This window comes from Spirosoma aerophilum (assembly GCF_054782495.1).
Genome location: NZ_BAAGSJ010000009.1, coordinates 294,880 through 321,069 on the forward strand (window position 1 = coordinate 294,880; position 26,190 = coordinate 321,069).

A 26,190-nucleotide genomic window follows, 5' to 3' on the forward strand; every position below is an offset into this window, starting at 1 on the left:
ATTTATTTCTCCGAAAATAGAACTTTATTATACAAATAGATTTGCCTCATGAGGAACAACGTTGAATTGTGAACTAAACAGGTTGAACGGATTATACACAGACAACCTTTACCTAATCATTTCATCCGTATAAAATAAATCCGCTCCATCTGTGCTATCCGTAATCCTTTTCGATTCCATAGAAAAAACAGTCTCTGACAAAACAAAAAATGCATCCTGCCTGAGCCGAAGCTACAGGCAGGATGCATTCAGTACTCAAACACCCATTGGGGCCTAGTACCCCCGGGCGGTGTTGTCGGCCCGTGGGTCCGATGCCCCTTCGTAGGAACCGTCGGGCCGCACCAGCACACAGTCCATGCGGCCAAGGGTATTGGATAGTTTTTCCAGAATATAGCCCCGGTTCTTCAGGGCGTCGATGGTGGCATCGGAAAAAGCGCCGTTCTCGAAAATCGTTTTATCGGGTAGCCACTGGTGGTGGAATTTAAGGGCGTTAACCGACTGCTGCATGGTCATGCCGTGCTCGATGACGTTCAGAATGGTCTGGTAAACGGACGTCATAATGGTCGAGCCACCCGGCGTGCCAACCACCATGAACAGTTTGCCGTCTTTTTCCAGAATGGTGGGTGTCATGGACGACAGCATGCGTTTGTTGGGTGCAATGGCGTTGGCCTGGTTGCCAATCAACCCGTACATATTGGGGGCACCCGGTTTCACGCTGAAGTCGTCCATCTCGTTATTCATAAAGAATCCGGCACCGCCAACCACTACCCGACTGCCGTAACCGCCGTTCAGTGTGGTGGTAATGCTCACGGCATTGCCCGCCTTGTCGACAACTGAAAAGTGCGTCGTTTCCAGACTTTCGTAGCCGGGAATCATGCCGCCTTTCACGTTGCGGCTATCGGTAGCTTTAGCCCACGAGAAATCGGTCCAGCGAGTGCGAAGGTAGTCGGGGCTCATCAACTGGGCGGTGGGCACTTTTACAAAATCGGGATCACCCAAAAATTTGGCCCGGTCGGCATACACCCGGCGTTCGGCTTCAATCATGACCTGTACCGTACTGTCGCGGTTCCAGCCCCACCGGCGCAGGGGGAATGGCTCCGTAAAGCGCATCATCTGCACCAGCGCAATACCCCCGCTTGAGGTGGGTGGCATCGTGATCACGTTATAGTTTTTGTAGGTAGCCTGAATGGGGTCGCGCCAAACGGAGTGATAATTCTTCAGGTCTTCTTCCGTAATCATACCCTTGCCCTTCACCATTTCCTGCGCCAGCAAACGAGCAGTTTCGCCTTCGTAAAAACCAGCCCGGCCCTGCGCCTGAATACGCTGCAGCGTTTTGGCCAGATCGGTCTGGACCAGCAGATCCCCCTTGTGCCACGTAACGGTATCTGACGGGGCAGCACTTTTCATAAAATAAGCCTTACCCGGATTGATCTGAAGGAGGTCCGTCTTGATCCGGTTTAGCCCTACAGCATCACGTTCGGTGAGCGCAAATCCTTTTTCGGCCAGGTCGATGGCGGGTTGCAGCACCTGCGCCCAGCTCAGCTTGCCAAAACGTTTATGCGCTTCGACCATCCCATCGACCGAACCCGGAACGCCACTGGCCAGATGCCCACTGATGCTCAACCCCGGCCGGACATTGCCCACCGAATCGAGGTACATGTTTGGCGTAGCGCGTCCGGGTGCTTTTTCGCGGTAATCGAGCGAGTAGGATGTACCGGCGTTCTCTCGATACACCATAAAGCCCCCTCCGCCAATGTTGCCCGCGCCCGGATACACCACTGCCAGCGTAAACTGTACCGCCACGGCCGCATCGACGGCGTTACCACCGGCCTTCAGAATGTTCAGGCCAACCTGCGAAGCCTCCGGGTGAGCCGATGCCACCATACCGTTTCGGCCCGTAACGCCTACCCGATCCGAGAAAAAAGGCTTGACGGTCGGGTCTTCATCGCGGTATTGATAAACGCCCTGACTCTGGCTAACCTTCGTATCGGCGGTCGAGGTGGTGGGCGATTGGGTTTTGCAGGAAGCGACCGCCAGCGCAAAAAGGAATAGAAGGAAATAAGGCGTGGTACGTTTGTGCATAGGGTGTTCAGGTTGCGGTTGTATTCCGTTAATTTACAAAAATAGCGTTATACCGCTCATACCCAAATCCGCCACTTATCCGCCCGAACGTTGTACTTGTCCAAAATGCTTTGGCGATGAAATTCCAATGTCGTACATTCAATGATTGGAGTTATCATGGCAGAACAGCAGCCAGGTGAAACGGTCCGCTCCGGCGATCCGCTTTCACTCCTTACTCTTTCACTCTTTCGCTCTTTACATCAGGTGAAGTTCATTCGTCAGGCTTTTGAAAGTTTTCGGTTCGCGTGGCAGGCGCTTCGTTCGAACCTTTTGCGTACCATGCTTTCGCTGCTGGGCGTGACCATTGGTATCTTTGCCATTATTGGCGTCTTCACGCTGGTCGATTCACTGGAACGAAACATTAAAGAGAGTCTATCATTTGTTGGCGACAAGGTGATCTATGTCGATAAATGGCCCTGGGTATTCGACGGAAATTTTCAGTGGTGGAAATTTTTTCAGCGGCCCATCCCAAAATACGGGGAGTTCAAATTTATGAGTGAACGACTGGAAAACGCCAAGGCTATTGTAGCCATGAGTTCAAAAGGTCGGGTAACGGTCAAGCAGGGCAACAACAGCATGGCTTCCATTATTCAGGGCACGACACTCGATCTGAACATCGTAACGGACATTCCGATTGAAAACGGACGGTACTTCACCCAGCAGGAGATCGACGTAGCCCGTAACGTCGCCATTATCGGCTCCGACGTCGCCGAAAACATTTTTCCCGGCCTGGACCCGGTTGGCAAGCGATTTAAAATCAATGGTCTCAACTTCACGGTGATTGGTGTGCAGCGCCGAAAAGGAGAAAGCATCGTCAATGTGGGCGGCAATCCTGATGTAAAATGCCTGATTCCCTACGGCGCTTTCTCCAAGATGTTCTATTCGCTGAACCCCAACATGACGATTGCCGTGAAAGGGTACGATACAGACGAGGGGCTGCTGGAACTCGAAAGCGAAATTCGGGGACTTATGCGTACCCGACGGGGATTACGCCCTACCCAGGACGATAATTTTGCCATCAACCGACCCGAAGCCGCAGCCAAGGCCATTAGCGGAATTTTTGCCGTACTCACGGTGGCGGGTTGGGTCATCGGCGGCTTTTCGATCCTGATTGGCGGCTTCGGCATTGCCAATATTATGTTCGTCAGCGTAAAAGAACGAACGAACATCATTGGTATTCAGAAATCGCTGGGGGCTAAAAACTACGTAATTCTCTTTCAATTTCTATTCGAAGCGATCCTGTTGAGTCTGGTGGGTGGCCTGGTGGGTATTCTGCTGGTGTACCTGCTGTCGTTCATGGATCTGGGCAGCCTCGATCTTCAGCTGACATCGGGCAATATCATCTTAGGCTTAGGGGTTTCCAGCGTGATCGGCATTCTGTCGGGGATTATTCCGGCCTTCTCCGCAGCCCGTCTCGATCCTGTTATTGCGATTCGGGCCAAGTAAAAGCGGGGACGTTCGGGGCAAGCGGTTCAGAGACGTATCGACCGTCTTTCCATGACGAACGCCGGTGCCCGACAACCGTCACTCAATACGCGCATTTTAAGCGGAGTACACCAGATGGTGTGCGCTCGCTTCGTGCTGTGCATTGCCGGAAATAATCGGGTATCGAATCCCATTTTCTGAAAACCTTTCATACATTTGTTTAGCTGAAAAGCGAAGCTTTAGGGGTGCCCAACCGGGCTGAGAGTTCACCCTTTGAACCTGAACAGGATAATACCTGCGGAGGGAAAAGCGAAAAGACAGGCGTTCGACCAGAGATTTGTACCGGTATATCCGCACAAAGAGTCGGCGCTCATCATCGTTTCTTCTCCTTTCGTTGCATTGTCCCGGTTCATGCCAGTAGCTGACGCTTTTAGTGCTACTACGGACAACTATGACCTTATCTGTTAATAACCAACCCGTTGAGACCTCGACCACGTTGCTTGGACAGCTTCTCGTCCAGCTAGCCCTTGCCGACAAAAAGGGCATCGCCGTCGCCGTTAACAACGCCATCGTTCCCCGCGCAGCCTGGAACGAGTTTTCCTTATCCGGGAACGAAAAAATCACGGTTCTACAAGCCACTCAGGGAGGATAATTATGAGTCAGAAAGCCGCCCGAAAGGGCATTATCAGCCCTTTACACTACATCGTAACCAGACCGGAGCAAGCCGAAACGGCCTGCCGGGCCGGAGCCGACTGGGTGCAGTTACGCCTAAAAAATCAGCCCTATGCCGACTGGAAAGCAGTGGCGCAGGAAACGCTGGCCGCCTGCCATGCGCACAACGCCCTATTGATCATCAATGACAATGCCTACCTGGCCGGTGAGATTGGTGCCGATGGTGTCCATCTGGGGCAGGACGACATGCCCGTTGCGGAAGCCCGCGCCCGGCTGGGTAATGGGTTTCTGATCGGTGGAACGGCCAACACGCTGGATACGGTCCGGGCCCACCAGCGCGACGGGGCCGATTACGTTGGGCTGGGCCCTTTTCGGTTCACAACGACCAAAGAAAAACTGAGCCCAATTCTGGGTCTGGATGGCTACGAGCGTATTTTATCGGCTTGCCGAAGCGAGTTGATCACCTTACCCATTATCGGCATCGGGGGCATTACGATGGCCGATGTAACCGCGCTGTTGGGCGTGGGCCTACACGGTATTGCGGTGTCGGCGGCTATCACAAATGCGGCTGATCCGGCGGCCCAAACGCGCCTGTTTTTATCTCAACTGATGACTTCACCCTACCAACGTAATTGATATGAATACGCAACCTGTCGTTATTGCCGGAAAATCATTTGGCTCGCGGCTGTTTACGGGCACGGGTAAATTCGGCTCCACCCGGCTCATGGAAGAGGCCCTGCGGGCGTCGGGAACGGAGCTGGTAACCGTTGCCCTCAGGCGGGTAGACGTCCACAACAGCCAGGATGACATGCTGGCGCATCTGGCCCATTCTTCCTTTAATTTATTGCCAAATACATCCGGTGTCCGGACAGCCAGAGAGGCCGTATTTGCGGCCCAGATGGCGCGGGAAGCCCTGGAAACAAATTGGCTGAAGCTGGAAATCCACCCCGACCCCAAATACCTGCTGCCCGATCCCATCGAAACTCTGAAAGCTGCCGAGGAGTTAGTCCGACTGGGCTTCGTGGTCCTGCCTTATATTCACGCCGATCCGGTGTTGTGCAAACGGCTGGAAGAGGTTGGCGTGGCCGCCGTTATGCCGCTGGGTGCGCCTATTGGCACCAATAAAGGACTGCGAACCATCGACTTTCTGGAAATTATCATCGAGCAGAGCCGGGTTCCGGTGGTGGTTGATGCGGGACTGGGAGCCCCTTCGCACGCAGCGGCTGCCATGGAACTCGGAGCCGATGCCGTTCTGGTAAACACCGCCATTGCCGTTTCCGACGACCCGGTGCGGATGGCGATGGCTTTCAGAATGGCCGTTGACGCTGGCCGAATAGCTTATGAAGCCCGGCTGGCCCGTCCGTCGGTAGCGGCCCAGGCCAGCAGTCCCTTAACCGCTTTCCTCGACGAGCTATGAGTACAGATACCTGGTTTGATGCGCACGACTGGGACACCGTGCAGCAGGCTATTTATGCCACGAAGCCCCGGCAGGTGGAACAGGCGCTGGACCGTTCCCGACGGACACTCGATGACTTCAAAGCCCTGATTTCACCGGCGGCTCAGCCGTATCTGGAGACAATGGCCCGGCTTAGCCACCAGCTGACCCAGAAACGGTTTGGGAAAACGATTCAACTCTATGCACCGCTCTACCTCTCCAACGAGTGCCAGAACATCTGCACCTATTGCGCCTTCAGCCTGGACAATAAAATCCTGCGAAAAACGCTGACCGACAATGAGATAGAGCGTGAAGCGCAGGCACTTAAACGAATGGGCTATGACCACGTGCTGCTGGTGACCGGCGAAGCGAACCAGACCGTGGGGGTACCCTACCTGAAAAACGCTATCCGACTGTTGCGTCCCCATTTCGCCCATATTTCGATGGAGGTGCAGCCGCTGGACCAGCCGGAATACGAAGAACTAATAGCCGAAGGACTGAACACCGTGCTGGTCTATCAGGAAACCTATCACCGGGAAACGTACAGGAACCACCACCCTAAAGGCAAGAAATCGAACTTCGCCTACCGGCTCGACACACCCGACCGACTGGGCCGGTCGGGTATCCATAAAATGGGGTTGGGGGCGTTGCTGGGCCTGGAAGACTGGCGGACGGACAGTTTTTTTACGGCGGCTCATCTGCATTACCTCGAACGGACTTACTGGCAAACCAAATACAGCATCTCCTTCCCGCGTTTGCGGCCGATTGACCTGCTGGAAAATGACGCCATCACCTCAAAGTCGTTCGAACGCTGTATGACCGACCGCGATCTGGTGCAACTGATCTGTGCCTACCGGCTTTTCAACGAAGAGGTCGACTTATCGCTGTCGACCCGCGAAACCCCGCGCTTCCGCGATCACGTGCTGAAAGTTGGGGTTACCAGCCTGAGCGCAGGGTCGAAAACCAACCCGGGGGGCTACGCGGTGGCTCCACAGTCACTGGAGCAGTTCACCATTTCAGACGAACGCACCCCCGCCGAGATGGTTGAGGTCATCCGCCGTCAGGGCTACGATCCGGTTTGGAAAGACTGGGACAAAACGCTCACACACCAATGACCGACGAAGAACTAAACCGCTACAGCCGCCACATCCGGCTGCCCGAGATTGGGCTGGCCGGTCAGCAGCGACTCAAACAGGCCCGCGTAGCGCTGATCGGGGCGGGTGGTCTGGGTTGCCCCGTCGGTCAGTACCTGATGGCTGCGGGCGTTGGCGTACTGGGCATCATTGATGGCGATACGGTAGAAGAAAGCAATCTGCAACGACAGATCCTGTTTTCACCCGAGCACGTTGGCCGGGCTAAGGCTAGTGTAGCCGCCAGTCTGCTGGCCCGGCAAAATCCTTATATTTCGGTAGTGGCGCACCCCGTCTTTCTGGATCGCACGAACGCCCTGTCACTGCTGGCTGATTATGACATCGTGGTAGACGGGTCCGATAATTTCGCTACCCGCTATCTGGTGAATGATGCCTGTGTGTTGCTGAATAAACCCCTGGTGTTCGGTTCGATTTACAAATTCGACGGGCAGGTGAGCGTATTCAATCACAATGGCGGACCTACCTACCGATGCCTGTATCCCGAACCCAGTGATTTGGAAGCCTGTGGCGAGGTGGGTGTACTGGGTGTGTTGCCGGGAATAACGGGTTGCCTGATGGCCAATGAAGTTATCAAACTGATTACCCGCACCGGCGACCTGCTGAGTGGTACGCTGCTGGTTTTTAACGCACTGTCCTGCTCGTTCAACACGTTTTCACTGGTGGCCAATCCGGCCAATAAAGCGATACGGGACTTACCTGATTCGGCACCTGGCTGCGAAAGCGTTGTTCCGGAAATCACGGCTCAGGCCTTACTGAACTGGATGGCCCAGACCGACAGGCCACTACTAGTGGATGTTCGTGATCCGCACGAATACGCCGGGGATAACCTCGGTGGCCGTTCGGTGCCCCTTGGCGAGTTGCTAAACCAGCCAACGCTGATACCCACCGACCAGCCGGTCGTTGTGCACTGCCAGTCGGGCGGACGTAGTAAGCAGGCGGCTGCGTTTCTGCTGGCACAGGGCTATTCGAATGTATTCAGCCTGAAGGGTGGGCTCCGTGCTGTTCGGGATGACTCAACGATGACTGGCTTCTTTTAACCGATCAAACGCGTCAATCGGGTTAGGGGATTGCCATAGTGCTCCCATCAGCGCAGCTCCATCGAAACCGGCCTGCCTGACCAGCCTTATATTATCGGCCTGTATCCCCCCCAGCCCTATTAGCCGGGGTAGCCGGTCGTGCTGCTGGCGAATCGCGGCTATTTGCTGACTAACGGTTTCCAGGCTGACTGACGGGCCATAGCCTGGCTTGCTTATACTGGCAAAGACCGGACTGTAAAAAACCAGTTCGGCTTTCCCGGCCAGTTCGGCCCATGCTGTGAGGTGGTGAATGCTGGTGGAAAACGGGCTTCCCTGAGTGGGTGGCAATCTGCGTCGGTCGGCCTCTTTTAAGTGCCATCGAAAGGGGGCGGGTACCTGATCGGGTTCGATTGCCGGGAGCAAAACAGATGCCTGTCTGTCTATCGGCAACTGTTCCGCCCGGCTTTCCCCGACTGTGGAGCGCCAGTAGAGGAAGTCAAGCCTGTTGGTCAAGAGGGTCGTTAGTGTCGGCAGGTCGTGACAAAGAGCGCTGTCATCGGTTATGCCAACGAATAAAAATGGGCTGGTATTCATTGTATTTTTTAGCTAAAAAGAGTGCCGAGCCGGTATGAGTTCGTTGTTGTTTACGACATAAACCAGCCACATGCTGTTTACAGGCACGCCTGACCGGGTATTTTTGAATCGAGAGAACAGCAGGATTCAGGACTACCCAACGATCAGGCTGGATAGACACCCGTAAAAGCCAAACGGAGAATTAGTTAAAAACTGACATGCAGTCTCTCAACTAATCCCCCGTTTACCTACTCGTTACTTATTAGCTATTCAAATCAGGCCAGATCGAACCGGTCCAGATTCATCACTTTAGTCCAGGTAGCTACAAAATCCTTCACGAACCGCTCCTGGCCATCTTCGCAGGCGTAGACTTCGGCCAGCGCCCGCAGCTCTGAGTTGGAACCGAAGATCAGATCGACCCGCGTACCCGTCCACTTGAGCTCACCGGTTACCCGATCGCGACCTTCAAACACATCCTGAGCGTGCGAAACGGCTTTCCAGGTAGTACCGAAATCGAGCAGGTTCACGAAGAAATCATTGGTAAGTGCTTCCGGACGGCTGGTGAATACGCCGTGTTTCGAGAAACCGTAGTTGGTGTTCAGCACCCGCATACCTCCCAGCAGAGCCGTCATTTCGGGCGCGGTCAGCGTGAGCAGCTGCGCTTTGTCAATCAGCATTTCTTCGGCCGATACCGTGTATTTCGTTTTGGCGTAGTTCCGGAAACCATCGGCTTCGGGCTGCAGGACGGCGAATGACTCGACATCGGTTTGCGCCTGCGACGCATCGGTGCGGCCCGGCGTGAAGGGAACCGTTACCGTTTGTCCAGCTTTTGCAGCAGCCTGTTCAACACCGACACAGCCCCCCAGCACGATCAGATCGGCAATCGAAACCTGCTTTCCACCCGACTGAGCCCTGTTGAAGGCCGTTTGGATTTCCTCAAATTTCGCCAGCACATTCCCCAGCAGACCGGGGTGATTCACGTCCCAGTCTTTCTGCGGTGCCAGCCGAATACGGGCTCCATTGGCACCACCGCGCTTATCGGAACCCCGGAAGGTCGATGCCGATGCCCAGGCAGTCGATACCAGTTGAGACACCGACAGGCCGGAAGCCAGTATCGTTGCTTTCAGGGCGGCAATATCCTGATCGTCGATCAGTTCGTGCGTAACAGCTGGAATCGGGTCCTGCCAGATCAACTCTTCGGTAGGCACCTCTGGACCGAGATAACGGGCAATCGGGCCCATATCGCGGTGGGTCAGTTTGAACCACGCCCGTGCAAACGCATCGGCGAACTGGTCCGGATTCTGATGAAAACGCCGTGAAATTGGCTCATAGACGGGGTCCATTCGCAAGGCGAGGTCCGTCGTAAACATCATGGGCGCGTGGCGCTTGGCCGGATCGTGCGCGTCGGGTACGGTACCCACCCCTGCGCCATCTTTCGGCCGCCATTGCTGTGCACCGGCCGGGCTCTTCGTCAGCTCCCACTCAAAACCGAACAGGTTGTCGAAGTAGTTATTGTCCCACTGCGTTGGCGTTGTGGTCCAAGCACCTTCCAGACCGCTGGTGATGGTGTCGCCGGCATTGCCCGAACCGAAGGTATTTTTCCAGCCGAGGCTTTGCTCCTCAATGCCCGCACCGGCCGGTTCGGCCCCTACGTACTCGCCCGGATCAGCAGCTCCGTGTGTTTTACCGAAGGTGTGTCCACCGGCAATCAGTGCCACCGTCTCTTCGTCATTCATCGCCATGCGGCCAAACGTATCCCGAATGTCACGGGCCGAGGCCAGGGGATCCGGTTTGCCGTTAGGGCCTTCCGGATTCACGTAGATGAGTCCCATCTGAACAGCCGCCAGCGGATTTTCGAGTTCGCGATCGCCGGTATAGCGTTTGTCGCCCAGCCACTCGCCTTCAGAACCCCAGTAGATGTCCTCCTGTGGTTCCCAAACGTCTTCCCGGCCACCCGCGAAACCAAACGTCTTGAAGCCCATCGACTCCAGCGCGCAGTTACCGGCGAGGATCATGAGATCGGCCCACGAAAGTTTCTTGCCGTATTTCTGTTTAACCGGCCACAGCAACAGGCGGGCCTTGTCGAGGTTGGCGTTATCGGGCCAGCTGTTGAGGGGTGCAAAACGCTGCGTACCCGCTCCGGCACCACCCCGCCCGTCGGCGATGCGGTACGTACCGGCACTGTGCCACGCCATCCGGATAAAGAACGGCCCGTAATGACCGTAGTCGGCCGGCCACCAATCCTGCGAGGTCGTCATCAGGTCGAAGATATCTTTTTTTACAGCCGCCAGATCAAGCGACTTGAAAGCCTCGGCGTAGTTGAAGTCCTCACCCATTGGATTGGACAGCGACGAATGCTGGCGGAGCACGTTCAACTTCAATTGATTGGGCCACCAGTCACGGTTTCTGGTACCGGCTCCGGCACTTTTACCATTCGGCATCGACGATGCGCCGGTGAACGGGCACTTAGCCTCCCCATTTGTGGTGTAACTGACAGAAGCCGGGGACTCCTGTGGAAATATATGATCTGACATGTTTTATAGATTTAGCGTTTGTGGGACCAAATTTACATGAATCACACAGATAGTTGTTATTAATTGTTTTTATATACTTATCGATAAAATCTATAAGTCAGTGCAAGCCTACCTTATAAGTATTTATAAGCTGTTCGGCAGGTTAGTACCTGTACAGATAATGGACTTTAAAGCAGCAATTTGCCTGAAAACAGCAATAACTTGTTTATGAAGATGTCAGCAAACTACTCAGCTTTATAGTTGACGAAAAACGTCTTCACGTTTGACAGAAAACGTTTTATAAACGAACGGAAAGTGGCTTACGGTTGCGGTTTCATGGCCAGCGTAAAAACCTCTCGTTTTACTGCAATACCGTTGATTTGTACCAGAGGGGGCACTGCGTCCTGTAGTAGGTTTGTAGCGGCCAGTACGAGCTGGTCCGCCACACAACATGCGTCCAACAGCACCCTTACTCCTGCTCATCGGCCTGGTTCTGTTCTCATGTCAGTCGCTCAAACCCAGCTTGATCGCTTCGAGCCAGCAGAAAAAATATTGCCAGCCAACCGTCAGGCTGGCGTACGATTCGAGCTATCTCCCCTTGCCCGATATGCAGACGATCCTGAAAACAGACACCAGCCTGACAAATCGATTTTCGACCCATGATCTGCTTGTGGCCAATGCCGCCGGTATTCTGCCTTTACTCCGGAGATCCATCGGGCTCAAAACGACCAATCCGACCGGTACGGAACGGGAACGCTCTGCGCAGCGGCAACAAATCACTGACCGGCTTTGGCTGGCTTCCATGCAAGTGTCGGGCATAGCCGCCGAGCTTGACTGTGAGGCCGAGCGAGCGAATCGACTGGCAGCCTATCTGCAGCAGATGGATGGTAAACGTATTCAGCAGTTAACCATCCTTTCGGTGATTGTGGGCGCCCTGACCACCGTTGCCACCGCCTTTATCCGGGCCGATACGCCCAATAAAACGGTAAGCATTGGCGGTGGGGTGGCAAGCGCTTTTCTGGCCGGTAAGGCCGCGGTAGCCTCAAAACGTACCGTTCACCTGGTGGATGATCGCAATTTGCTGACCGACATATGGGATCAGCGCCAACAGTCAGCGTTTTACCCGCCGTTCGTCTGGCAAATGCTGACCGGACCTTCATTCAGCTATAGCGGTCAGCATTCGATCAGTTTTGCGACGCGACAGCGCTGGGTAGCCTATACGTTATCGGACACCTCTCCGTTAGAAAAACAACTCTACTTTGGTACCGAAGGCGATTATGGGGCGGGCAACCTGCTGGCGCGGGCCGACATGCTGAACCAGCTTCAGGCGGAGGTCCGCCTTTTTTACGTGGATTTACAAAGTCTGCAGCTCAACGTATTCAAACAACTCTAATGCCCTTCCCGGGAAAAATATATCTTCTTATGCGTTATAAAGCGTTTTCAGCCGTTGTGTTATCAGGCTTGACCGCCCTGATCATCTTATTTTTCACCGCCTGTACCCGTGCCAAACCCTTTTCAAAAACGGGGATCGTTCAGCAAATCGAGCCGGGTAAAGACGGCTATACGGCCAGCCTGCGTGAGGCCGGTGGTCGTGATTTTGACGCCCTGATGAGCCGGGTACGCATGCAGCAGGCGTATCGACTCGTAAAGGTAGGTGATAAAATAACGGTAACCGGCGACACCATTCACCTGAATCAGCGGGTTCGGGTGCTGGTGAAAACGATTCAGTAAGTCGTCTAGTTGACAAGAGATAAATGGCCTTTCCGGGAATGCATTTAATCATCCATTTTTTGGAGTTGTACCTCTTCGCGGTCCAGTTCATTTTCCAGCTCATGAAACAGGTCGACATCGATCTGCTGGGCATCCCGTAGCTCCAGCAATACCCTCCGTTGCACCTGAATAGCAGAAAGCATCAATTTCTGCCGGAGCTGATGCTGCGACACAACCGACGGCCGATCGCCCTGCTCAAGCTCATCAACACGAGCCTGATGCCGGGCAATGATTCGCCGGACGGTTTCGCCGGTAAGCCCCTCTCTATCGACCAGCCCCTGAACAGCCGTGAGTGCCTGCTTCGATAGTCGTTGACGTACCTCTTTTTTAGACAGATAGTCGGTGGTTAGCTGACCAAAGTGCAGCCATCGAATGAAGGCAGGCAGAAAAATCCCCTGCCCTACCAGCGTAAACAGGATGACACAAAAGGTAATGAATACAATCAGATTGCGCTCAGGGAAGGGGGTGCCGCCGGGCAGTTGTACCGGAATCGACAGGGCTGCGGCCAGCGACACAATGCCGCGCATGCTGATATAGGCCAGCAAGGTGGTGTGCTTGCGGGACGGAAAAAGCGGGGGGTGATGCATCAGCTTATGGATCTGATTGGATATCGAATCGGTGAGAAAGATGTACAGAAATCGGATCGCTACGGCCGTTACGCTGATGAGCAGCCCAATCCCGATCAGCTGCCCCAGCGACTGACCGTTGATGTCGGCCACCATATCGGGCAATTGGAGACCAATCAGAATAAAGATCAGTCCGTTCAGGAGTACCACCACAAAATTCCAGACGGCCACCGCCTGCATCCGCGTGATGGGGCTGTGCACCCTCGATTGCTTGTGCCCAACCACCAACCCTGCCGAAACCACGCTCAGGACACCACTTAACGCTAGATGTTCGGCCGCTAAATAAGCCGAATAGGCCGTTACGAATGTTAGTACCGTTTCCAGAGCCGGTTCCAGATGGGCATATTTATGCAGCCAGGCCGACAGGTAGCCTGTCACCAAACCAACGACAATGCCGCCCACGGCCAGCCGAACGAAATCGAGTAGCGAGTCGGCCAGCGAGAAATTTCCCGTACCAACGGCAACCAATGCCAGCTGAAAGATCACCAGCGCCGTCGCATCATTGACCAGACTTTCCCCTTCCAGGATGATCTCAATTTTTCGGGGCACCGACAGCGTCTTCATCACAGCCGTTGCAGCCACCGCATCGGAAGGTGAGACAACGGCCCCCAGCAGCAGCCCCGTTGCCAGCGTAAAGCCCGGAATAAACAGATTGGCGACATACGCTATACCCACACTGGTAACGAGTACCAGCCCCAGAGCAAGCACCACAACGGGTTCCAGATTTCGGCGAAAATCGCTCCAGTTGGTGTACCAGGCAGCACTATACAGCAACGGGGGTAAAAAAACCACCAGCACCACCGACGAGTCGAGGTCTACGTTTGGCAATCCGGGGAAAAAGCTGATAACAAGGCCTCCCACCGTCAACAATATCGGGAAGGCCAACTTAAGCTTACGGGCCAGGACCGCCAGAACGATGACAAAAATTAACAGTAACAGAACTGTTTCGAGTGGATGCATTCCGGTTTACGCTACGTAGCTGACCCGTTCAGGCCACAGATCAGTAACAAACCTACCACGTATAAAGCTGTCCAAAGCGGTATAAATAAATGATTTTACAGTAAAACATGAGGTAAATCAGTCGGAACGATCTACTCCACAACCCGACCGGTATTCTGGCTTCCCGTATGGGTAACCTGTAGAGGGAATAAGACTATTTTTACCTTTCCTTCAACCAATAAGCCTCGGACACATTTACTTCATTTCGGAAGAATCATATCAGGCATAATAATCTGTACCTTTGAGGATTAAAAACAAACTCACAACTACTAATTTCATTGTTCCTTCATTATGAAGAGTTTACGTTTCTCATCACTTGCCGTAGCGATTCTACTCACACTTGGTTCACTCAACATGGCGCAGGCTCAGCTTAAAGTACCGGCCGCCAGCCCTTCCCAAACCACCAAACAGAGCTTTGCGTTAGGGGAGATCACGCTTGAGTATTCGAGACCTGCGATCAAAGGACGCACCATCTTCGGTGATCTGGTTCCATACGACAAAATCTGGCGCACCGGTGCCAATGCAACCTCGAAGATTACGTTTTCGTCGGATGTGAAGCTGGAAGGCAAAGAAGTAAAAGCAGGTACTTACGGCCTGTTGACCATTCCGGGCAAGAACAGCTGGGAAGTTATGCTCACCAAAGACCTTACGCTGGGCGCTAACGTGGGCGATTATAAAAAAGAGAGCGAAGTGGTACGGGTTCAGGTGAAACCGACTACACTGGCCAATAAAGTAGAGACCTTTACCATCAACATCGCCGATATCCTGCCGAACTCAGCCGTGCTGGAAATTATGTGGGATAAAACCCGGGTTCCCGTTGCCATCACCGCCGACATCGACCAAACGATTGTCAAGAATATTGAGGCTTCAATGGCATCTGATAAGCCCGCTTATTTTGAAGCCGCCAGTTATTATTACGATACGAACCGGGATCTGAAACAGGCCCTCGGCTGGGTAACGAAAGCCACGGAGCAAAATCCGAAAGCATTCTGGATGATGTTGCTGAAATCCCGGATTGAATTAAAAATGAACCAGAAAGCCAGTGCTATTGCCAGTGCCGAGAAAACGGTGGCTCTGGCAACCGAAGCCAAAAACGCAGATTATGTAAAAATGGCCACAGACCTGATTGCATCGGCTAAAAAATAACAGTCGGACACACCGTTATCCGCTTTAGTGAAAATAGCTGATCCACACAGGGTCAGCTATTTTTGTTTATGGTTCGTTAAACACTATATTGCACAGACTCACTAAGGAAAATTAAATGTATAAACGACACAATGAGTAACGACGACATATGAGTGCCCAATGCAACAAGTTATAAGCATCACTATTTGGGTAAAAGCATATATAATCAGAACTATTAATAAGAAATCTGCCTGTTGGCTTTATTCGTATATAGCTGTATGGTCTTTTGGCCCAATTTTATATTTCTCTTCCCTGATACGTAAGGAACTTACTTATACGTTACAAGGTTACCAGAGCGATAGTAACAAGTCTTTTGTCTCCGTCCTCTTTCAGCTCAATTTCCAAGTGTCTTGTTTTGAAAAGATGCTTCAGCTTCTCAATTCATCAGCTGCTTAATCAGGTTTTCATTTGTCAGTAGTTACTATTTCCTCTATCGACGTTAGCGTACCTCCATCTTTTTAATTCATAATTTTATAAAGAATCTTTAAGCTTTAACCGAGTTCGTTATCTTTGGCAAACCTGCTTGCCGGAAGCGTTGGCAGACTCAACGATACGTGGCAAACCTAGCCTACTAATCAGGCACTTGCGCCCGGAACTCACTTATGACTGCCTCGGCCTGGGTTACACCCTATTCGGTTCGGTTAACATTTACATAATGACAAACAGTAACCGAAACGAGCTATCTTTCGAGCCAGACCTGCTTTTGATCAACAATGCCCTGGTGATTGTTTCCGGCAAATGGAGACTTTATATCATTCTGGTATTGGGCGAGCAGACTCTTCGGTACAGCCAGCTTAGTGGTAAACTGCCCGGTGTTAGCGAGAAAGTGCTCGCCAGTGAGCTGAAGGCTCTTGTGGCGCTGGGCATTATGCACCGGGAAGTATTCGCAGAAATTCCGTCGAGGGTTGAATATACGCTCACTGAACGCGGCCGACTAGCCCTGCCTATGTTAAGACAGGTGCAGCAGATCGGTCAAATCTTTAACTGAAACATTAATGTCAAATCCATTAAAATTTAGAGACAAAAGTAAATCACAATTTTTTCCTACAGTCCGAAAACGAGTCGATGCTTATTTTACCGAAAGGGGCATTTCGTCGCACGCCAATGGTGCCATGTGGACAAAAGCCAGCTTTTTTCTGGTCGGCTACGTGACCCTTTACGGCCTGATTCTGTCCAACCAGTTTGGGTTGTGGCCCATGCTGGGCATGGCGATCGTGCTGGGTATGTTTGCCGCCTTTATTGGCTTCAACGTGTCGCACGATGGTTTGCACGGTGCTTTTTCGGCCAACAGCTGGATCAATCAATTTACGGGCAATACCTTTTACCTGCTGGGCGCCAATCCCTATATCTGGAAAGTGACCCATAATATCGTTCACCATACCTATACCAATATTCCGGGCCACGATGAAGATATTGAACTGGCGCCCGGCCTGGTTCGCCTGGATTCGCAGGACGAGCTTCGTCCCTGGCACCGGTATCAGCACTGGTACACGTTTCCCCTCTACGCACTGGCCTCGTTATCCTGGGTATTTCGGAAGGACTACGTAAAATTCTTTAAAAACGAGATTGGCCACCACGACAATTCAGTGCATCCCCGGGCCGAGTACATCAAGCTATTCGCTTCCAAAGCCCTCTATTATGTTTTCTTTCTGATTGTTCCGTACATAGTCCTCGATCTGACCTGGTGGCAACTGGCTCTTGGCTTTTTCCTGATGCACGTAGCCGAAGGACTCGTGCTGGGTCTGGTGTTTCAACTGGCCCACGTAGTTGAAGGCACCGACTTTCCCCTACCCGATGAACAGGGCGATATCAAGGCGGCCTGGGCCGTTCACCAGATGCACACCACTGCCAACTTTGCCCCCAATTCGGCGATGGCGGCCTTTTTATGCGGTGGATTGAATCGCCAGATCGAGCACCATCTTTTCCCGAGGGTCTGCCACATTCACTATCCGGCCATCAGTGCCATTGTGAAAGATACAGCGCAGGAATTTGGCCTGCCTTATTTGGAAAATCGTAGTTTTGGTTCAGCGCTGATGTCTCACTTCCGACTTCTGCGGACGCTGGGACAACCCGCTCCCCTTGTTGCTGTGAAAGCAGCCCCATTGCCCGTAACAGAAAAAGAGCCAGTGCCTTACCTTTGACGGGTGGGCAGCAGGCCTGTAGTACTTAACCTAATCTTTCCCCTCTCTTATCCTATGGCCTCGCAGCAAGACCTCGATTTCACGTACACCACCATTGACAAAGTTTTTCGCCTGAGTATGGGGCAAACCGGCGACTACAGCGGTGCCATGTACAACGGCGATTTTTCCCTTACCCTCGAACAGGCACAGGAACAAAAGCATAAGTTTATTGCCGATAGCCTGAACGTCCAGAAAGGGTCTAAAATCCTGGACATGGGCTGTGGATGGGGTCCATACCTGACCTATGCAACCAAAAAACGGGGCGCTATCGGTAAAGGGGTTACACTCTCCAAAGGTCAGGCCGAAGCCTGCCGGGCTAATGGGCTGGATGTCGACATTAAAGATTGCCGCCAGATCACACCCGCCGATTATGGCACCTTCGATGCTGTCAGCTGCATTGGTGGCATGGAGCACTTCTGTTCCATTGAGCAGTATCTGGCGGGCGATCAGGATAAGGTGTACGCCGATTTCTTCAAAAACCTGTATGAATTATTACCCGTAGGCGGCCGGTTTTACATGCAGACCATGGTGTTTGGCAAGAACATGATTCCCTACGAAGAAATCAGTCTGGATGCCCCAAAAGACTCCGACTCCTATATGCTGGCGCTGATGATTGCCCAATTTCCGGGCTCCTGGCTTCCTTACGGACCGGAGCAGGTGATACGGAATGCCCAGCCGCTTTTCAAACTCATCTCACAAAGCAGCGGACGGCTCGATTACATCGAAACGATTGGTCAATGGCGGAAGCGGTTCCGGGCCTTTAACCTGACCAAATACGCCCTGTATGCGTCGCTGCTGCCAAAATTACTGACGAACAAGCCGTTTCAGGACCTGATTGCCGTTTTCCGCAAGAGTCCGAACCGGGTGTGCTTTCAGCGGGAAACCATGGAACACTACCGACTGGTTTTCGAAAAAGTATAATCCAGAAACCTTAAACCCGTGCCACAGTCTACATCTGTGGCACGGGTTTACTTCTTCATCGTCAATTATGTCTGTCCGCGTCGCCATTCATCACCACACTCGTTATGATTATGATCGGCTGGTTTCGCTCTCGCCCCATTTGATTCGGCTCCGGCCCGTGGCGCATAGCCCGGCGTCGATCGAGTCCTATTCATTGACCATCCAACCGGCCAACCACGTCATTCACTGGCAGCAGGACCCGTTTGGGAACTTCATTGCCCGGGTCGATTTCTGGGAACCCATGTCCTTCCTGTCTATCGACGTCGACATTATTGCCCGCCTGGAGCCCGTGAACCCGTTCGATTTCCTGCTGGATTCCTATGCGATCTCGTTTCCGTTCGCCTATGAACCCCAGCTAAAGAAAGATCTGGCCCCTTATCTGGATGTTACCGAGCAGGGGCACCATTGGGAGCAGTGGCTTCAGACCATCGACCAGACGGAACAGAGTACCATCGACTTCCTGATCATGCTTAACCGCCGGATTTTTCAGGATATCGCCTACACAACCCGCATGGAGCCAGGTGTACAAACCCCGGAAGAAACGCTTGATCTGGCCATTGGCTCCTGCCGCGATTCGGGTTGGCTGCTCGTGCAAACGCTGCGGCATTTTGGCCTGGCCGCCCGTTTTGTGTCGGGTTATCTGGCGCAGGTGGTACCACAGGGGCCGTCTGAATTAAAGGAAAATTCGCTGGCCCTGCACGCCTGGGCCGAAGTGTTCATTCCCGGGGCTGGCTGGATCGGATTTGACCCAACGTCCGGCATGTTAGCCACCGAGGGTCACATCCCCCTTGCCTGCACGTCCGAACCCACCGGAGCCGCCCCCGTAACCGGCACCACCGACGTCAACGAAACAACGCTGTCATACACGAATACGCTGGAGGTTATTTGAGTTAAGTAGTAAGTGGTAAGTTGCCAAGTAGTAAGTGGCTGACGCGCGAGTATTGCTTTCGCATCAACCACTTACTACTTGGCAACTTACCACTTACTACTTTATAGACTAGACTTCAATCCGAAACAGGTGCATGGGCAGCACATACGGGTCCAGCTCGACGTAGTTGTATTCACCGGTCCAGGTATAGTACGCCTGGGTGAGCAGATCATGTACTTTGTAGGTCTGGTCGTGTCCGATGCCCAGCTCCCAGATGGGTACCTGTACCATGCCTGCCCGGCGCTGATAGGCATCGGTATTGACAATGATCAGCAACCGGTTGTTGCCGGTAGTTTTCAGATACGCCATGATGAAGTCGTCGCTGACTGTACAGAACGAAATATTATTGGTCTTTTGCAGAGCTATGTTTTCGCGCCGAATCCGGTTGACCAGGGTAATCAGATAGGTCATCTTATTGGTTTTGTCCCAGTCCCAGTGGCGGATTTCGTACTTCTCCGAGTTCAGGTATTCTTCTTTGTTAGGAAACGGAATATGCTCCATCAACTCGAAGGATGGGCCATAAATCCCGTAGTTGCTGGACAACGTAGCTGCCAGAAAATAACGAATCAGAAACTGTGGCTCGTGCCCCGAGTGCAAACTTGCGGGGTTAATATCGTGCGTAGTTGGCCAGAAGTTCGGGCGGAAGTAATATTTCATTTCCTCCTGCGTCAGCTCAGTCATATACGTCTGCAACTCCGCTTTGGTCGTACGCCACGTGTAGTAGGTATATGAATGGGCAAATCCCCGTTTGGCTAACTCCTGCATCACCTTCGGCTTGGTGAACGCTTCGGCCAGCAGAATCATATCCGGGTACACCTTCTTCACTTCGGCAATGATCCACTCCCAGAACGCAAACGGTTTCGTGTGCGGATTATCGACCCGGATAATGCGTACGCCCCATGATCCCCACAACAGCAGTACCCGCTTCAGCTCTTCCCAGAGGTTCTGCCAGTCGTCGGTTTCGAAATAAACGGGGTAGATGTCCTGGTATTTTTTAGGCGGATTTTCGGCGTATTGAATGCTGCCGTCAGGACGCTTCTTGAACCAGTCCGGGTGTTCTTTGGCCCAGGGGTGATCGGGCGAGCACTGAATAGCGAGGTCCATCGCGACCTCCATATCGTAATTCCTGGCAATGGCGATCAGGTGTTTGAAGTCATCGACCGTACCAAGCTGCGGATGAATGGCATCATGCCCTCCTTCTTCCGAACCAATGCCGTAAGGAACGCCGGGGTCGCCGGGCTGGCAGACAACCGAATTATTTTTGCCCTTTCGGTGGGCCGTACCGATGGGGTGGATAGGCGGCAGATAGAGCACATCGAACCCCATTCCCGATATGCGTGGCAGCAGGGCCTCTACATCCCGAAAGGTACCGTGTGCAGGTTCGCCACCGACTTCTTCGCGCGAGGCCGAGCGGGGAAACAGGCAATACCAGGTGCTGAATCCGGCACGCGCCCGGTCTACCTCAACGCCCAGCTCGTGGCCATAGCGCGTAACGTGTTTGCGCTCGGGATAGCGGTTGGCATAAAACGTAAACTGGTCACTTTCGGCAATGGAGACGGCTTCGTCGTAACGCGCTTCATCGCGGAACATGGCTGCCATGTCGCGCAGTATTTTGACATCGGCAGACTCCTCTACGGGTTCCGCTTTCTTTTTCCCTTTCCCTTTAGCCGTGGCCACGACTTCTGAGCGGCCGCCCGCCCGTTCGATCATGCCGTCTATGTATGAAGCGCCTGCCAGTAGCTCGCTGGTAATACGCTGGCCGTCGGCCACTTTTAAGTGAACTTCGTGCTGCCAGGAGCCGGGATGGTCAATCCACCCTTCGAAGGTGTACAGGTATCGCCCCTGTTTCTCGACAACGAACGATGCACCCCAGCGGTCATTTGTCAGCAGCGTCATAGCGGCTTCTGTCCAGGCAGGGTCGTCTATGTGTTTATAGAGGAGAACGGCCGTCAGGTAATCGTGTCCGTCGGCGAAGATGTCGGCTTCAACGGCCACCACATCACCGGGAATTGCTTTTATGGGATACCGCCCCCCATCGAGTTCAGGACTAACGCGTGCGATAACGACACGAGACTGGCCGAAATCAGATTGGTCAGAAAGAGAATTGAGCATACTCATCACTTAATCGTTTGCTTAGTTAATCGTAAACGGTTGAGCAATGTTACAAAAAAGCTGGTTCTACTGCATTATTTGCTGGAGGGCCTCAGGATGGTTCATGGGCAGATAGACCAGGAAAGTAGCCCCCTGGCCGGGCTGGCTTCGCGCCGTCAGGTAACCGCCGTGGTTGTCGGCCACTTTCTTGCAGATGGCCAGGCCAATACCGGTGCCGGCATATTCACTACGGCCGTGCAGCCGCTGAAACAAGTTAAAGATCCGGTCGATGTACTTTATGTCGAACCCAATACCGTTATCGGCTACGCTTACTTCGAGGTAGTGCTCCACCTTGCCCAGGGCCGACATGGGCAGCTGATCAGCCGGGACCATCCGGGTACTGACCTGCACAATGGGAACGCGTCCCGACGGGGTGAACTTCAGCGCATTGCTCAGCAGGTTCTGGAACAACTGCCTCAGCTGCAGCATGTTTCCCTGTACAACCGGCAGCACCCCAATCTGAATTTTAGCCTCCCGACCCCGTATGGCTGTTTCCAGATCACCCTGCACTTCGGCAACCAGTGCTGACAGGGACACGGCATGAAACGAGGGTTTTTCGGTGTTGAGCCGGGAGTAGGCCAGTAAACCCCGAATCAATTCCTGCATCCGGTTGGTGGCCGACTGCATCCGCTGAATAATATCCTGCGCGTTGGCGTCGAGCGCCGGGCCATACTGCTCGGTCAGCAGGCTGCTGAATGCCTGAATTTTGCGCAACGGCTCCTGTAGATCATGGCTGGCTACATAGGCAAACTGCGACAGTTCGGTGTTACTCCGGTTCAGCTCGCCAATGTCGTTGGTCAGTTGCTGCTGACTTGTTTCCAGAATGCTTTTGTTCTGTCGCAACTCCTCATTGTCGCGCAGCGTCTGTTCAATAACCTTCTGGGCGTGAATATCGGCCAGAAAGCCGGTCCAGTGAATCACGTGCTGATCGGCGTCCCGCAGGGGCGTTACCGACACCATATGCCAGATGTAATCGCCGGTGAGGTCATTCCGCAGGCGCCACTCTCCCCGAAAGGGCAGGCTGGAAGCCACACTATCGTCCCAGATCGTTCGCACGGCCGGGTAGTCGTCATCATGAAAATAGCTGAGCCAGTTTTCTTTATTCAGGTCGGCAATTTCCTTGCCTAGAAAATTGGTAAATCCCTGATTGGCGTAGGTTAACTGCCCATCGGGGGTCATTGAAAAGATGAGCAGCGGCAGTGAGTTCGTCACCTGTTTGTACTGCTGTTCACTCTGGCTAAGCCGCTCAGCCAGCTCCTGCAACTGACTGTTCTTGCGTTTGATATCGTCGTAGGGCGAAGCCGGTGGTTCGCGCATGAACTGATTTCTCCAGACCTCGATGCGATCGGAGTTGACCGCTTTCAGATCGGAGACCGTACAATACAAGTAAATATCGGTACCCTGTGCGGTCACGTCGATCTTCAGTTCATCGACCAGCCGTCGGGCGTGGTTCATGGCCGATTCGAAGGCCCCCGTTTCATATTTCCGCCGGTCGTGCAGGCGGGCCAGAATTCGCCAGCCTTTGGTATCATTTGCACTCACGCCCAGGCGCAGCGATGCATGATTGCCCGTGGCTACAGCCAGGCGCGCCACTTCCGAAACAGCCGTTGCAAAGGTTGTTTGAGAGGCCAGCGAAAGTCCCACCAGCTCGGCCAGTTTCATGCTGCGTTTATGAACCAGAATGAGGTCCATCTCATTGTCCAGCATTAATTTCGTTAACTCATGCATAACGTTAGTAAAGCTTGCTCACTATGACCGACATATCGTCGGTATGGCGGGCGCATTCTTTATAAATTATTGCCGCCAATATAGACGGATCATAATTTCCACTACCCGGATAACGCGCCGGATTCCAGCGCGTATGCAGTCCGTCGGAGGTCATGACCAGCGTCTGACCCCGTTCATAAGACATCTCCTGGTCAATTAATGTTCGAGGAATATTATATCCCAGGATACCATTCTGAGCCATGTATCCTTTTGTACCCATCGAACCAACAAGCCGGGCAATGATATTTCCGACTCCGCAAAGCTTCCATTTGCGGCTGGTAAAATCGAAAATAGCACAGGTTGCCACCAGGCCTCTCGTTCCGGCAGAAGCTTCATGGACTATCTCCAGTAGTTTGGCCGGACTGGCTTCCATTTCCAGCTTCATTCTTCGGATGGCCTGCTCCACCGCCGAATGGGCCAGTAAACCATGTCCCAGCCCATCGCCCAGAAAAACGGTGAGCGATGTACTGTTCAGCTTAGTATAACACGCATCGCCACAAACGGTTTCGCCCAATTTCGGCACACTGATACAGCGAACGTCGGCGAGAAGGGGCGTGCTGGTTGGCTGGGGAGCCTTTTCGTAAAGCCGCACCAGCACAACGGTTCCGTGGCCGGGCTGTGAATACAGCTGAAACTCATTGGACAACCGTTTGATGGCCCCCAGCCCCTGACCCAGTGAGCCACCCGTGGATACCCCATCGAGCATCATTCGGCTGGGATCTTCCATGCCAGGCCCTTTGTCGACGCTAATCAATTCGAGAATAGCCTTATCAGGTCCGGTTGTTAATTTTGCCAGCAGTTCTCCTTCGCTGGCATACTTCACCAGGTTGGAGATCAGTTCAGCCAGGATGATGTCCAGTTCACTCAATTTTTTTTCACTGAACCTGAGCCGGGCTCCCATCATACGGATCTCCCGTTTGATCATGGCTCCGTAACTTCGGTCCGGCACGGCAAATGAGCGATGCGGTGTATTATCCATTTGTCCACTTGATAATGCTTACCGTTGTGCCCTGCCCTACTACTGTGTTGATCGAAAATTCACTGGCCAGGCGTTTGGCACCCGGCAAGCCCATGCCCAGCCCCGAGCCTGTTGTATAGCCATCTTTCATAGCCAGTGGCAGGTCAGTAATGCCAGGTCCTTTGTCGGTAAATATTAGCTGGATACCACTTTTTTTATCCCGGCTCACGATGTCGATACCAACTTCGCCACCACCCGCGTAGGTCAGCATGTTACGCGCCAACTCGCTGGCAGCCGTAATGAGTTTGGTTTGATTCAGCAAGGTCATGCCAATAAGCCCGGCCTGTAAACGAACCCGGCCAATCAGTTGTCCAACGTCTTTCTCATTAGCGATGGCTATGGTATCCGTCACGTTAGTCGTCTAGGTCGGCATCGGCATCGTCATCGGATACTGTCTTGCTATGTAGAAGTCCCATACCTTTCTCCACGTTTAAAGCGGTATGAACGCCTTTGAGCGGCAACCCCAGTTCCACCAGCGTAATGGCCACGGCGGGCTGCATACCCACCACAACGGTTTCGGCATCCAGAATACGGGCCATGCTGGCAATGTTGCTCAGGATTCGCCCCATGAACGAGTCGACAATAGAAACTGCCGAGATGTCGATCATGACACCCTGCGACTTGTTTTTCTGAATCGCGCTGATGATGTTGGCTTCCAGATCAAGCGCCAGCCGGTCGTATAGATCAACTTGAATGGTTACCAGCAGAAACCGGCCCATTTTCAAAATAGGAATTCGCTCCATGACCGATTTACCTTAAAAAGAAGCGGATTTTTCAGACGGTGTAAGACCTGAGGGTGCTTTCCGAACCTCAAGCCGCAATGTCCGAAACGCATGTTTGAGGGCACTGGCGAGCGTTGCTTTGGTCACTACATTCGATAGGTCGATGCCCAGATGAACGATCGTCTGTGCAATTTCGGGACGAATACCACTGATGATACACTCCGCCCCCATCAGACGCGTGGCGTTGACGGTTTTTATCAGGTGCTGGGCCACCATCGAGTCGACCATGGGCACGCCCGAAATATCCAGAATCGCAATGTCGCTGCCGGTGTTAACGATTTCCTGCAAGAGGTTCTCCATCACGACCAGGGTACGGGAGCTATCCAGCGTACCAATAATCGGCATGGCCAGAATCCCGTCCCACACCTTTACAACCGGCGTCAGGATATTGGTCATTTCATCGGTCTGGCGCAGGATTACCTCTTCACGCCCCTGAATGAACGTCTCAAACGTAATGATGCCCAGGTTATCGAGGAATTTGCTGATTTTGATCGTCTCCTGAAAAAGCCGTTTTGGGTCATTTCCCAGTTCAGCCTGTACGGTTTCCAGCAAGGCTTCTTTCAGGCTGAAAATATACACGCCCGTTTCGCGGGGCGTATACCCCTGGCGGGCGCGGGACATCGAAATCCCTGTTAACATACTGATAAGCGGGTCTAATTCCTGCGTTTTGAACTGGGAGAGACTATCCTCCCGCAATACGGAAAATAAGGTATTGAGAAGATCACTTGACTGGTTTCGAAGTTCTTCGTTAGACATCAGATCTTCACGGAGGCTATCGTCGGCCAGTTGAAGTCGCATCCAGGTCGTTAAAATCTGCGTTTTCTTTTGCCGAAGTACTTCGACGATCGAATCGGTCATGCGTACAAGTTTTGCTGTTTAGCAAATATACGCATTTACCCGGTAAGCCGATTGATTTAG

General features: G+C 53.1%; 24 protein-coding genes and 1 riboswitch. Of the genes, 14 read left to right on the top strand and 10 right to left on the bottom strand.

What is annotated here, in order from left to right:
• Positions 1-273: 273 nt before the first annotated feature.
• The gene (gene ggt, locus ACYVK4_RS08935; protein WP_461127148.1) at positions 274-2,082 is read right to left on the bottom strand and encodes a gamma-glutamyltransferase; all 1,809 of its coding nucleotides are present in this window, start codon (positions 2,080-2,082) and stop codon (positions 274-276) included.
• Positions 2,083-2,325: 243 nt separating this feature from the next.
• On the opposite strand from ggt, the gene ACYVK4_RS08940 reads away from it, so the two are divergent.
• The 7 genes from ACYVK4_RS08940 (at position 2,326) to moeB (ending at position 7,841) form a co-directional block, all read left to right on the top strand.
• Positions 2,326-3,567, top strand: a complete 1,242-nt coding sequence (locus ACYVK4_RS08940) for an ABC transporter permease (protein WP_461127507.1) — start codon at positions 2,326-2,328, stop codon at positions 3,565-3,567.
• A 51-nt stretch (positions 3,568-3,618) separates the two neighbouring features.
• Complete coding sequence (locus ACYVK4_RS08945) at positions 3,619-3,747, top strand: hypothetical protein (protein ID WP_461127149.1); 129 nt, start codon at positions 3,619-3,621, stop codon at positions 3,745-3,747.
• A gap of 30 nt (positions 3,748-3,777) precedes the next feature.
• A riboswitch (TPP riboswitch) is annotated at positions 3,778-3,869 on the top strand.
• Between the two features lie 128 nt (positions 3,870-3,997).
• Positions 3,998-4,198, top strand: coding sequence for a sulfur carrier protein ThiS (thiS, locus tag ACYVK4_RS08950; RefSeq protein ID WP_461127150.1), 201 nt, complete (start codon positions 3,998-4,000; stop codon positions 4,196-4,198).
• A gap of 2 nt (positions 4,199-4,200) precedes the next feature.
• Positions 4,201-4,854: a thiamine phosphate synthase gene (locus tag ACYVK4_RS08955; RefSeq protein ID WP_461127151.1), complete on the top strand. Its 654-nt coding sequence runs from the start codon at positions 4,201-4,203 to the stop codon at positions 4,852-4,854.
• Between the two features lies 1 nt (position 4,855).
• Positions 4,856-5,635 carry a thiazole synthase gene (locus ACYVK4_RS08960; protein WP_461127152.1) on the top strand — a complete coding sequence of 260 codons (780 nt, stop codon included), beginning with the start codon at positions 4,856-4,858 and terminating at the stop codon, positions 5,633-5,635.
• Positions 5,632-6,768, top strand: coding sequence for a 2-iminoacetate synthase ThiH (gene thiH / locus ACYVK4_RS08965; protein WP_461127153.1), 1,137 nt, complete (start codon positions 5,632-5,634; stop codon positions 6,766-6,768). The genes ACYVK4_RS08960 and thiH overlap by 4 nt, the downstream gene beginning before the upstream one ends.
• Positions 6,765-7,841 carry a molybdopterin-synthase adenylyltransferase MoeB gene (gene moeB, locus ACYVK4_RS08970; RefSeq protein ID WP_461127154.1) on the top strand — a complete coding sequence of 359 codons (1,077 nt, stop codon included), beginning with the start codon at positions 6,765-6,767 and terminating at the stop codon, positions 7,839-7,841. Before thiH ends, moeB begins: the two co-directional genes overlap by 4 nt.
• Here moeB and ACYVK4_RS08975 read toward each other — a convergent pair.
• Complete coding sequence (locus ACYVK4_RS08975) at positions 7,818-8,414, bottom strand: thiamine phosphate synthase (protein ID WP_461127155.1); 597 nt, start codon at positions 8,412-8,414, stop codon at positions 7,818-7,820. The two genes, moeB and ACYVK4_RS08975, sit on opposite strands and share 24 nt — an antisense overlap.
• A gap of 254 nt (positions 8,415-8,668) precedes the next feature.
• Complete coding sequence (gene katG, locus ACYVK4_RS08980) at positions 8,669-10,927, bottom strand: catalase/peroxidase HPI (RefSeq protein ID WP_461127156.1); 2,259 nt, start codon at positions 10,925-10,927, stop codon at positions 8,669-8,671.
• Between the two features lie 430 nt (positions 10,928-11,357).
• Here katG and ACYVK4_RS08985 point away from each other — a divergent pair, with 430 nt between their 5' ends.
• Positions 11,358-12,299: a hypothetical protein gene (locus tag ACYVK4_RS08985; protein ID WP_461127157.1), complete on the top strand. Its 942-nt coding sequence runs from the start codon at positions 11,358-11,360 to the stop codon at positions 12,297-12,299.
• Between the two features lie 29 nt (positions 12,300-12,328).
• Positions 12,329-12,637, top strand: a complete 309-nt coding sequence (locus ACYVK4_RS08990; protein WP_461127158.1) for a hypothetical protein — start codon at positions 12,329-12,331, stop codon at positions 12,635-12,637.
• A 44-nt stretch (positions 12,638-12,681) separates the two neighbouring features.
• Here the strand turns inward: ACYVK4_RS08990 and ACYVK4_RS08995 are convergent, their stop codons facing one another.
• Positions 12,682-14,262 (bottom strand): Na+/H+ antiporter, encoded by a 1,581-nt coding sequence (locus ACYVK4_RS08995; RefSeq protein WP_461127159.1) that lies wholly within the window; start codon positions 14,260-14,262, stop codon positions 12,682-12,684.
• Between the two features lie 330 nt (positions 14,263-14,592).
• Here ACYVK4_RS08995 and ACYVK4_RS09000 point away from each other — a divergent pair, with 330 nt between their 5' ends.
• The 5 genes from ACYVK4_RS09000 to ACYVK4_RS09020 all read left to right on the top strand — a co-directional run bounded on the left by ACYVK4_RS09000 (position 14,593) and on the right by ACYVK4_RS09020 (position 19,515).
• On the top strand, positions 14,593-15,447 hold the full coding sequence (locus tag ACYVK4_RS09000; protein WP_461127160.1) for a DUF2911 domain-containing protein: 855 nt from the start codon (positions 14,593-14,595) through the stop codon (positions 15,445-15,447).
• A gap of 694 nt (positions 15,448-16,141) precedes the next feature.
• Complete coding sequence (locus tag ACYVK4_RS09005; RefSeq protein ID WP_461127161.1) at positions 16,142-16,474, top strand: winged helix-turn-helix transcriptional regulator; 333 nt, start codon at positions 16,142-16,144, stop codon at positions 16,472-16,474.
• Between the two features lie 7 nt (positions 16,475-16,481).
• Positions 16,482-17,627 carry a fatty acid desaturase family protein gene (locus tag ACYVK4_RS09010; protein ID WP_461127162.1) on the top strand — a complete coding sequence of 382 codons (1,146 nt, stop codon included), beginning with the start codon at positions 16,482-16,484 and terminating at the stop codon, positions 17,625-17,627.
• Between the two features lie 54 nt (positions 17,628-17,681).
• The gene (locus ACYVK4_RS09015) at positions 17,682-18,587 is read left to right on the top strand and encodes an SAM-dependent methyltransferase (RefSeq protein WP_461127163.1); all 906 of its coding nucleotides are present in this window, start codon (positions 17,682-17,684) and stop codon (positions 18,585-18,587) included.
• Positions 18,588-18,654: 67 nt separating this feature from the next.
• Positions 18,655-19,515 carry a transglutaminase family protein gene (locus ACYVK4_RS09020; protein ID WP_461127164.1) on the top strand — a complete coding sequence of 287 codons (861 nt, stop codon included), beginning with the start codon at positions 18,655-18,657 and terminating at the stop codon, positions 19,513-19,515.
• A 108-nt stretch (positions 19,516-19,623) separates the two neighbouring features.
• On the opposite strand, the gene ACYVK4_RS09025 is transcribed toward ACYVK4_RS09020, so the two are convergent.
• From ACYVK4_RS09025 to ACYVK4_RS09050, 6 genes are read right to left on the bottom strand one after another with little or no spacing between them, the layout of a single operon-like run.
• Positions 19,624-21,672 (bottom strand): alpha-1,4-glucan--maltose-1-phosphate maltosyltransferase, encoded by a 2,049-nt coding sequence (locus ACYVK4_RS09025; RefSeq protein WP_461127165.1) that lies wholly within the window; start codon positions 21,670-21,672, stop codon positions 19,624-19,626.
• 60 nt (positions 21,673-21,732) lie between these two features.
• Positions 21,733-23,433, bottom strand: coding sequence for an ATP-binding protein (locus ACYVK4_RS09030; RefSeq protein ID WP_461127166.1), 1,701 nt, complete (start codon positions 23,431-23,433; stop codon positions 21,733-21,735).
• Between the two features lie 4 nt (positions 23,434-23,437).
• Positions 23,438-24,451 carry an anti-sigma regulatory factor gene (locus ACYVK4_RS09035; protein WP_461127167.1) on the bottom strand — a complete coding sequence of 338 codons (1,014 nt, stop codon included), beginning with the start codon at positions 24,449-24,451 and terminating at the stop codon, positions 23,438-23,440.
• Entirely contained in the window at positions 24,444-24,842 is a 399-nt protein-coding gene (locus tag ACYVK4_RS09040; RefSeq protein ID WP_461127168.1) for an anti-sigma regulatory factor, read from the bottom strand. The genes ACYVK4_RS09035 and ACYVK4_RS09040 overlap by 8 nt, the downstream gene beginning before the upstream one ends.
• Before the next feature lies 1 nt (position 24,843).
• On the bottom strand, positions 24,844-25,233 hold the full coding sequence (locus tag ACYVK4_RS09045) for an STAS domain-containing protein (RefSeq protein ID WP_461127169.1): 390 nt from the start codon (positions 25,231-25,233) through the stop codon (positions 24,844-24,846).
• A 12-nt stretch (positions 25,234-25,245) separates the two neighbouring features.
• Positions 25,246-26,130, bottom strand: coding sequence for an STAS domain-containing protein (locus ACYVK4_RS09050; RefSeq protein WP_461127170.1), 885 nt, complete (start codon positions 26,128-26,130; stop codon positions 25,246-25,248).
• Positions 26,131-26,190 lie beyond the last annotated feature (60 nt).

Coding starts and splice junctions, on each gene's coding strand:
- thiH (WP_461127153.1), top strand. CDS start 5,632: ATGAGTACAGATACCTGGTTTGATGCGCACGACTGGGACACCGTGCAG.
- ACYVK4_RS09010 (WP_461127162.1), top strand. CDS start 16,482: ATGTCAAATCCATTAAAATTTAGAGACAAAAGTAAATCACAATTTTTT.
- ACYVK4_RS08990 (WP_461127158.1), top strand. CDS start 12,329: ATGCGTTATAAAGCGTTTTCAGCCGTTGTGTTATCAGGCTTGACCGCC.
- moeB (WP_461127154.1), top strand. CDS start 6,765: ATGACCGACGAAGAACTAAACCGCTACAGCCGCCACATCCGGCTGCCC.
- ACYVK4_RS09030 (WP_461127166.1), bottom strand. CDS start 23,433: ATGCATGAGTTAACGAAATTAATGCTGGACAATGAGATGGACCTCATT.
- ACYVK4_RS08975 (WP_461127155.1), bottom strand. CDS start 8,414: ATGAATACCAGCCCATTTTTATTCGTTGGCATAACCGATGACAGCGCT.
- ACYVK4_RS09025 (WP_461127165.1), bottom strand. CDS start 21,672: ATGAGTATGCTCAATTCTCTTTCTGACCAATCTGATTTCGGCCAGTCT.
- ACYVK4_RS09020 (WP_461127164.1), top strand. CDS start 18,655: ATGTCTGTCCGCGTCGCCATTCATCACCACACTCGTTATGATTATGAT.
- ACYVK4_RS09005 (WP_461127161.1), top strand. CDS start 16,142: ATGACAAACAGTAACCGAAACGAGCTATCTTTCGAGCCAGACCTGCTT.
- ACYVK4_RS08945 (WP_461127149.1), top strand. CDS start 3,619: ATGACGAACGCCGGTGCCCGACAACCGTCACTCAATACGCGCATTTTA.
- ACYVK4_RS08995 (WP_461127159.1), bottom strand. CDS start 14,262: ATGCATCCACTCGAAACAGTTCTGTTACTGTTAATTTTTGTCATCGTT.
- ACYVK4_RS09050 (WP_461127170.1), bottom strand. CDS start 26,130: ATGACCGATTCGATCGTCGAAGTACTTCGGCAAAAGAAAACGCAGATT.
- ACYVK4_RS09015 (WP_461127163.1), top strand. CDS start 17,682: ATGGCCTCGCAGCAAGACCTCGATTTCACGTACACCACCATTGACAAA.
- ACYVK4_RS08960 (WP_461127152.1), top strand. CDS start 4,856: ATGAATACGCAACCTGTCGTTATTGCCGGAAAATCATTTGGCTCGCGG.
- thiS (WP_461127150.1), top strand. CDS start 3,998: ATGACCTTATCTGTTAATAACCAACCCGTTGAGACCTCGACCACGTTG.
- ggt (WP_461127148.1), bottom strand. CDS start 2,082: ATGCACAAACGTACCACGCCTTATTTCCTTCTATTCCTTTTTGCGCTG.
- ACYVK4_RS08955 (WP_461127151.1), top strand. CDS start 4,201: ATGAGTCAGAAAGCCGCCCGAAAGGGCATTATCAGCCCTTTACACTAC.
- ACYVK4_RS09045 (WP_461127169.1), bottom strand. CDS start 25,233: ATGGAGCGAATTCCTATTTTGAAAATGGGCCGGTTTCTGCTGGTAACC.
- ACYVK4_RS09035 (WP_461127167.1), bottom strand. CDS start 24,451: ATGGATAATACACCGCATCGCTCATTTGCCGTGCCGGACCGAAGTTAC.
- katG (WP_461127156.1), bottom strand. CDS start 10,927: ATGTCAGATCATATATTTCCACAGGAGTCCCCGGCTTCTGTCAGTTAC.
- ACYVK4_RS09000 (WP_461127160.1), top strand. CDS start 14,593: ATGAAGAGTTTACGTTTCTCATCACTTGCCGTAGCGATTCTACTCACA.
- ACYVK4_RS08985 (WP_461127157.1), top strand. CDS start 11,358: ATGCGTCCAACAGCACCCTTACTCCTGCTCATCGGCCTGGTTCTGTTC.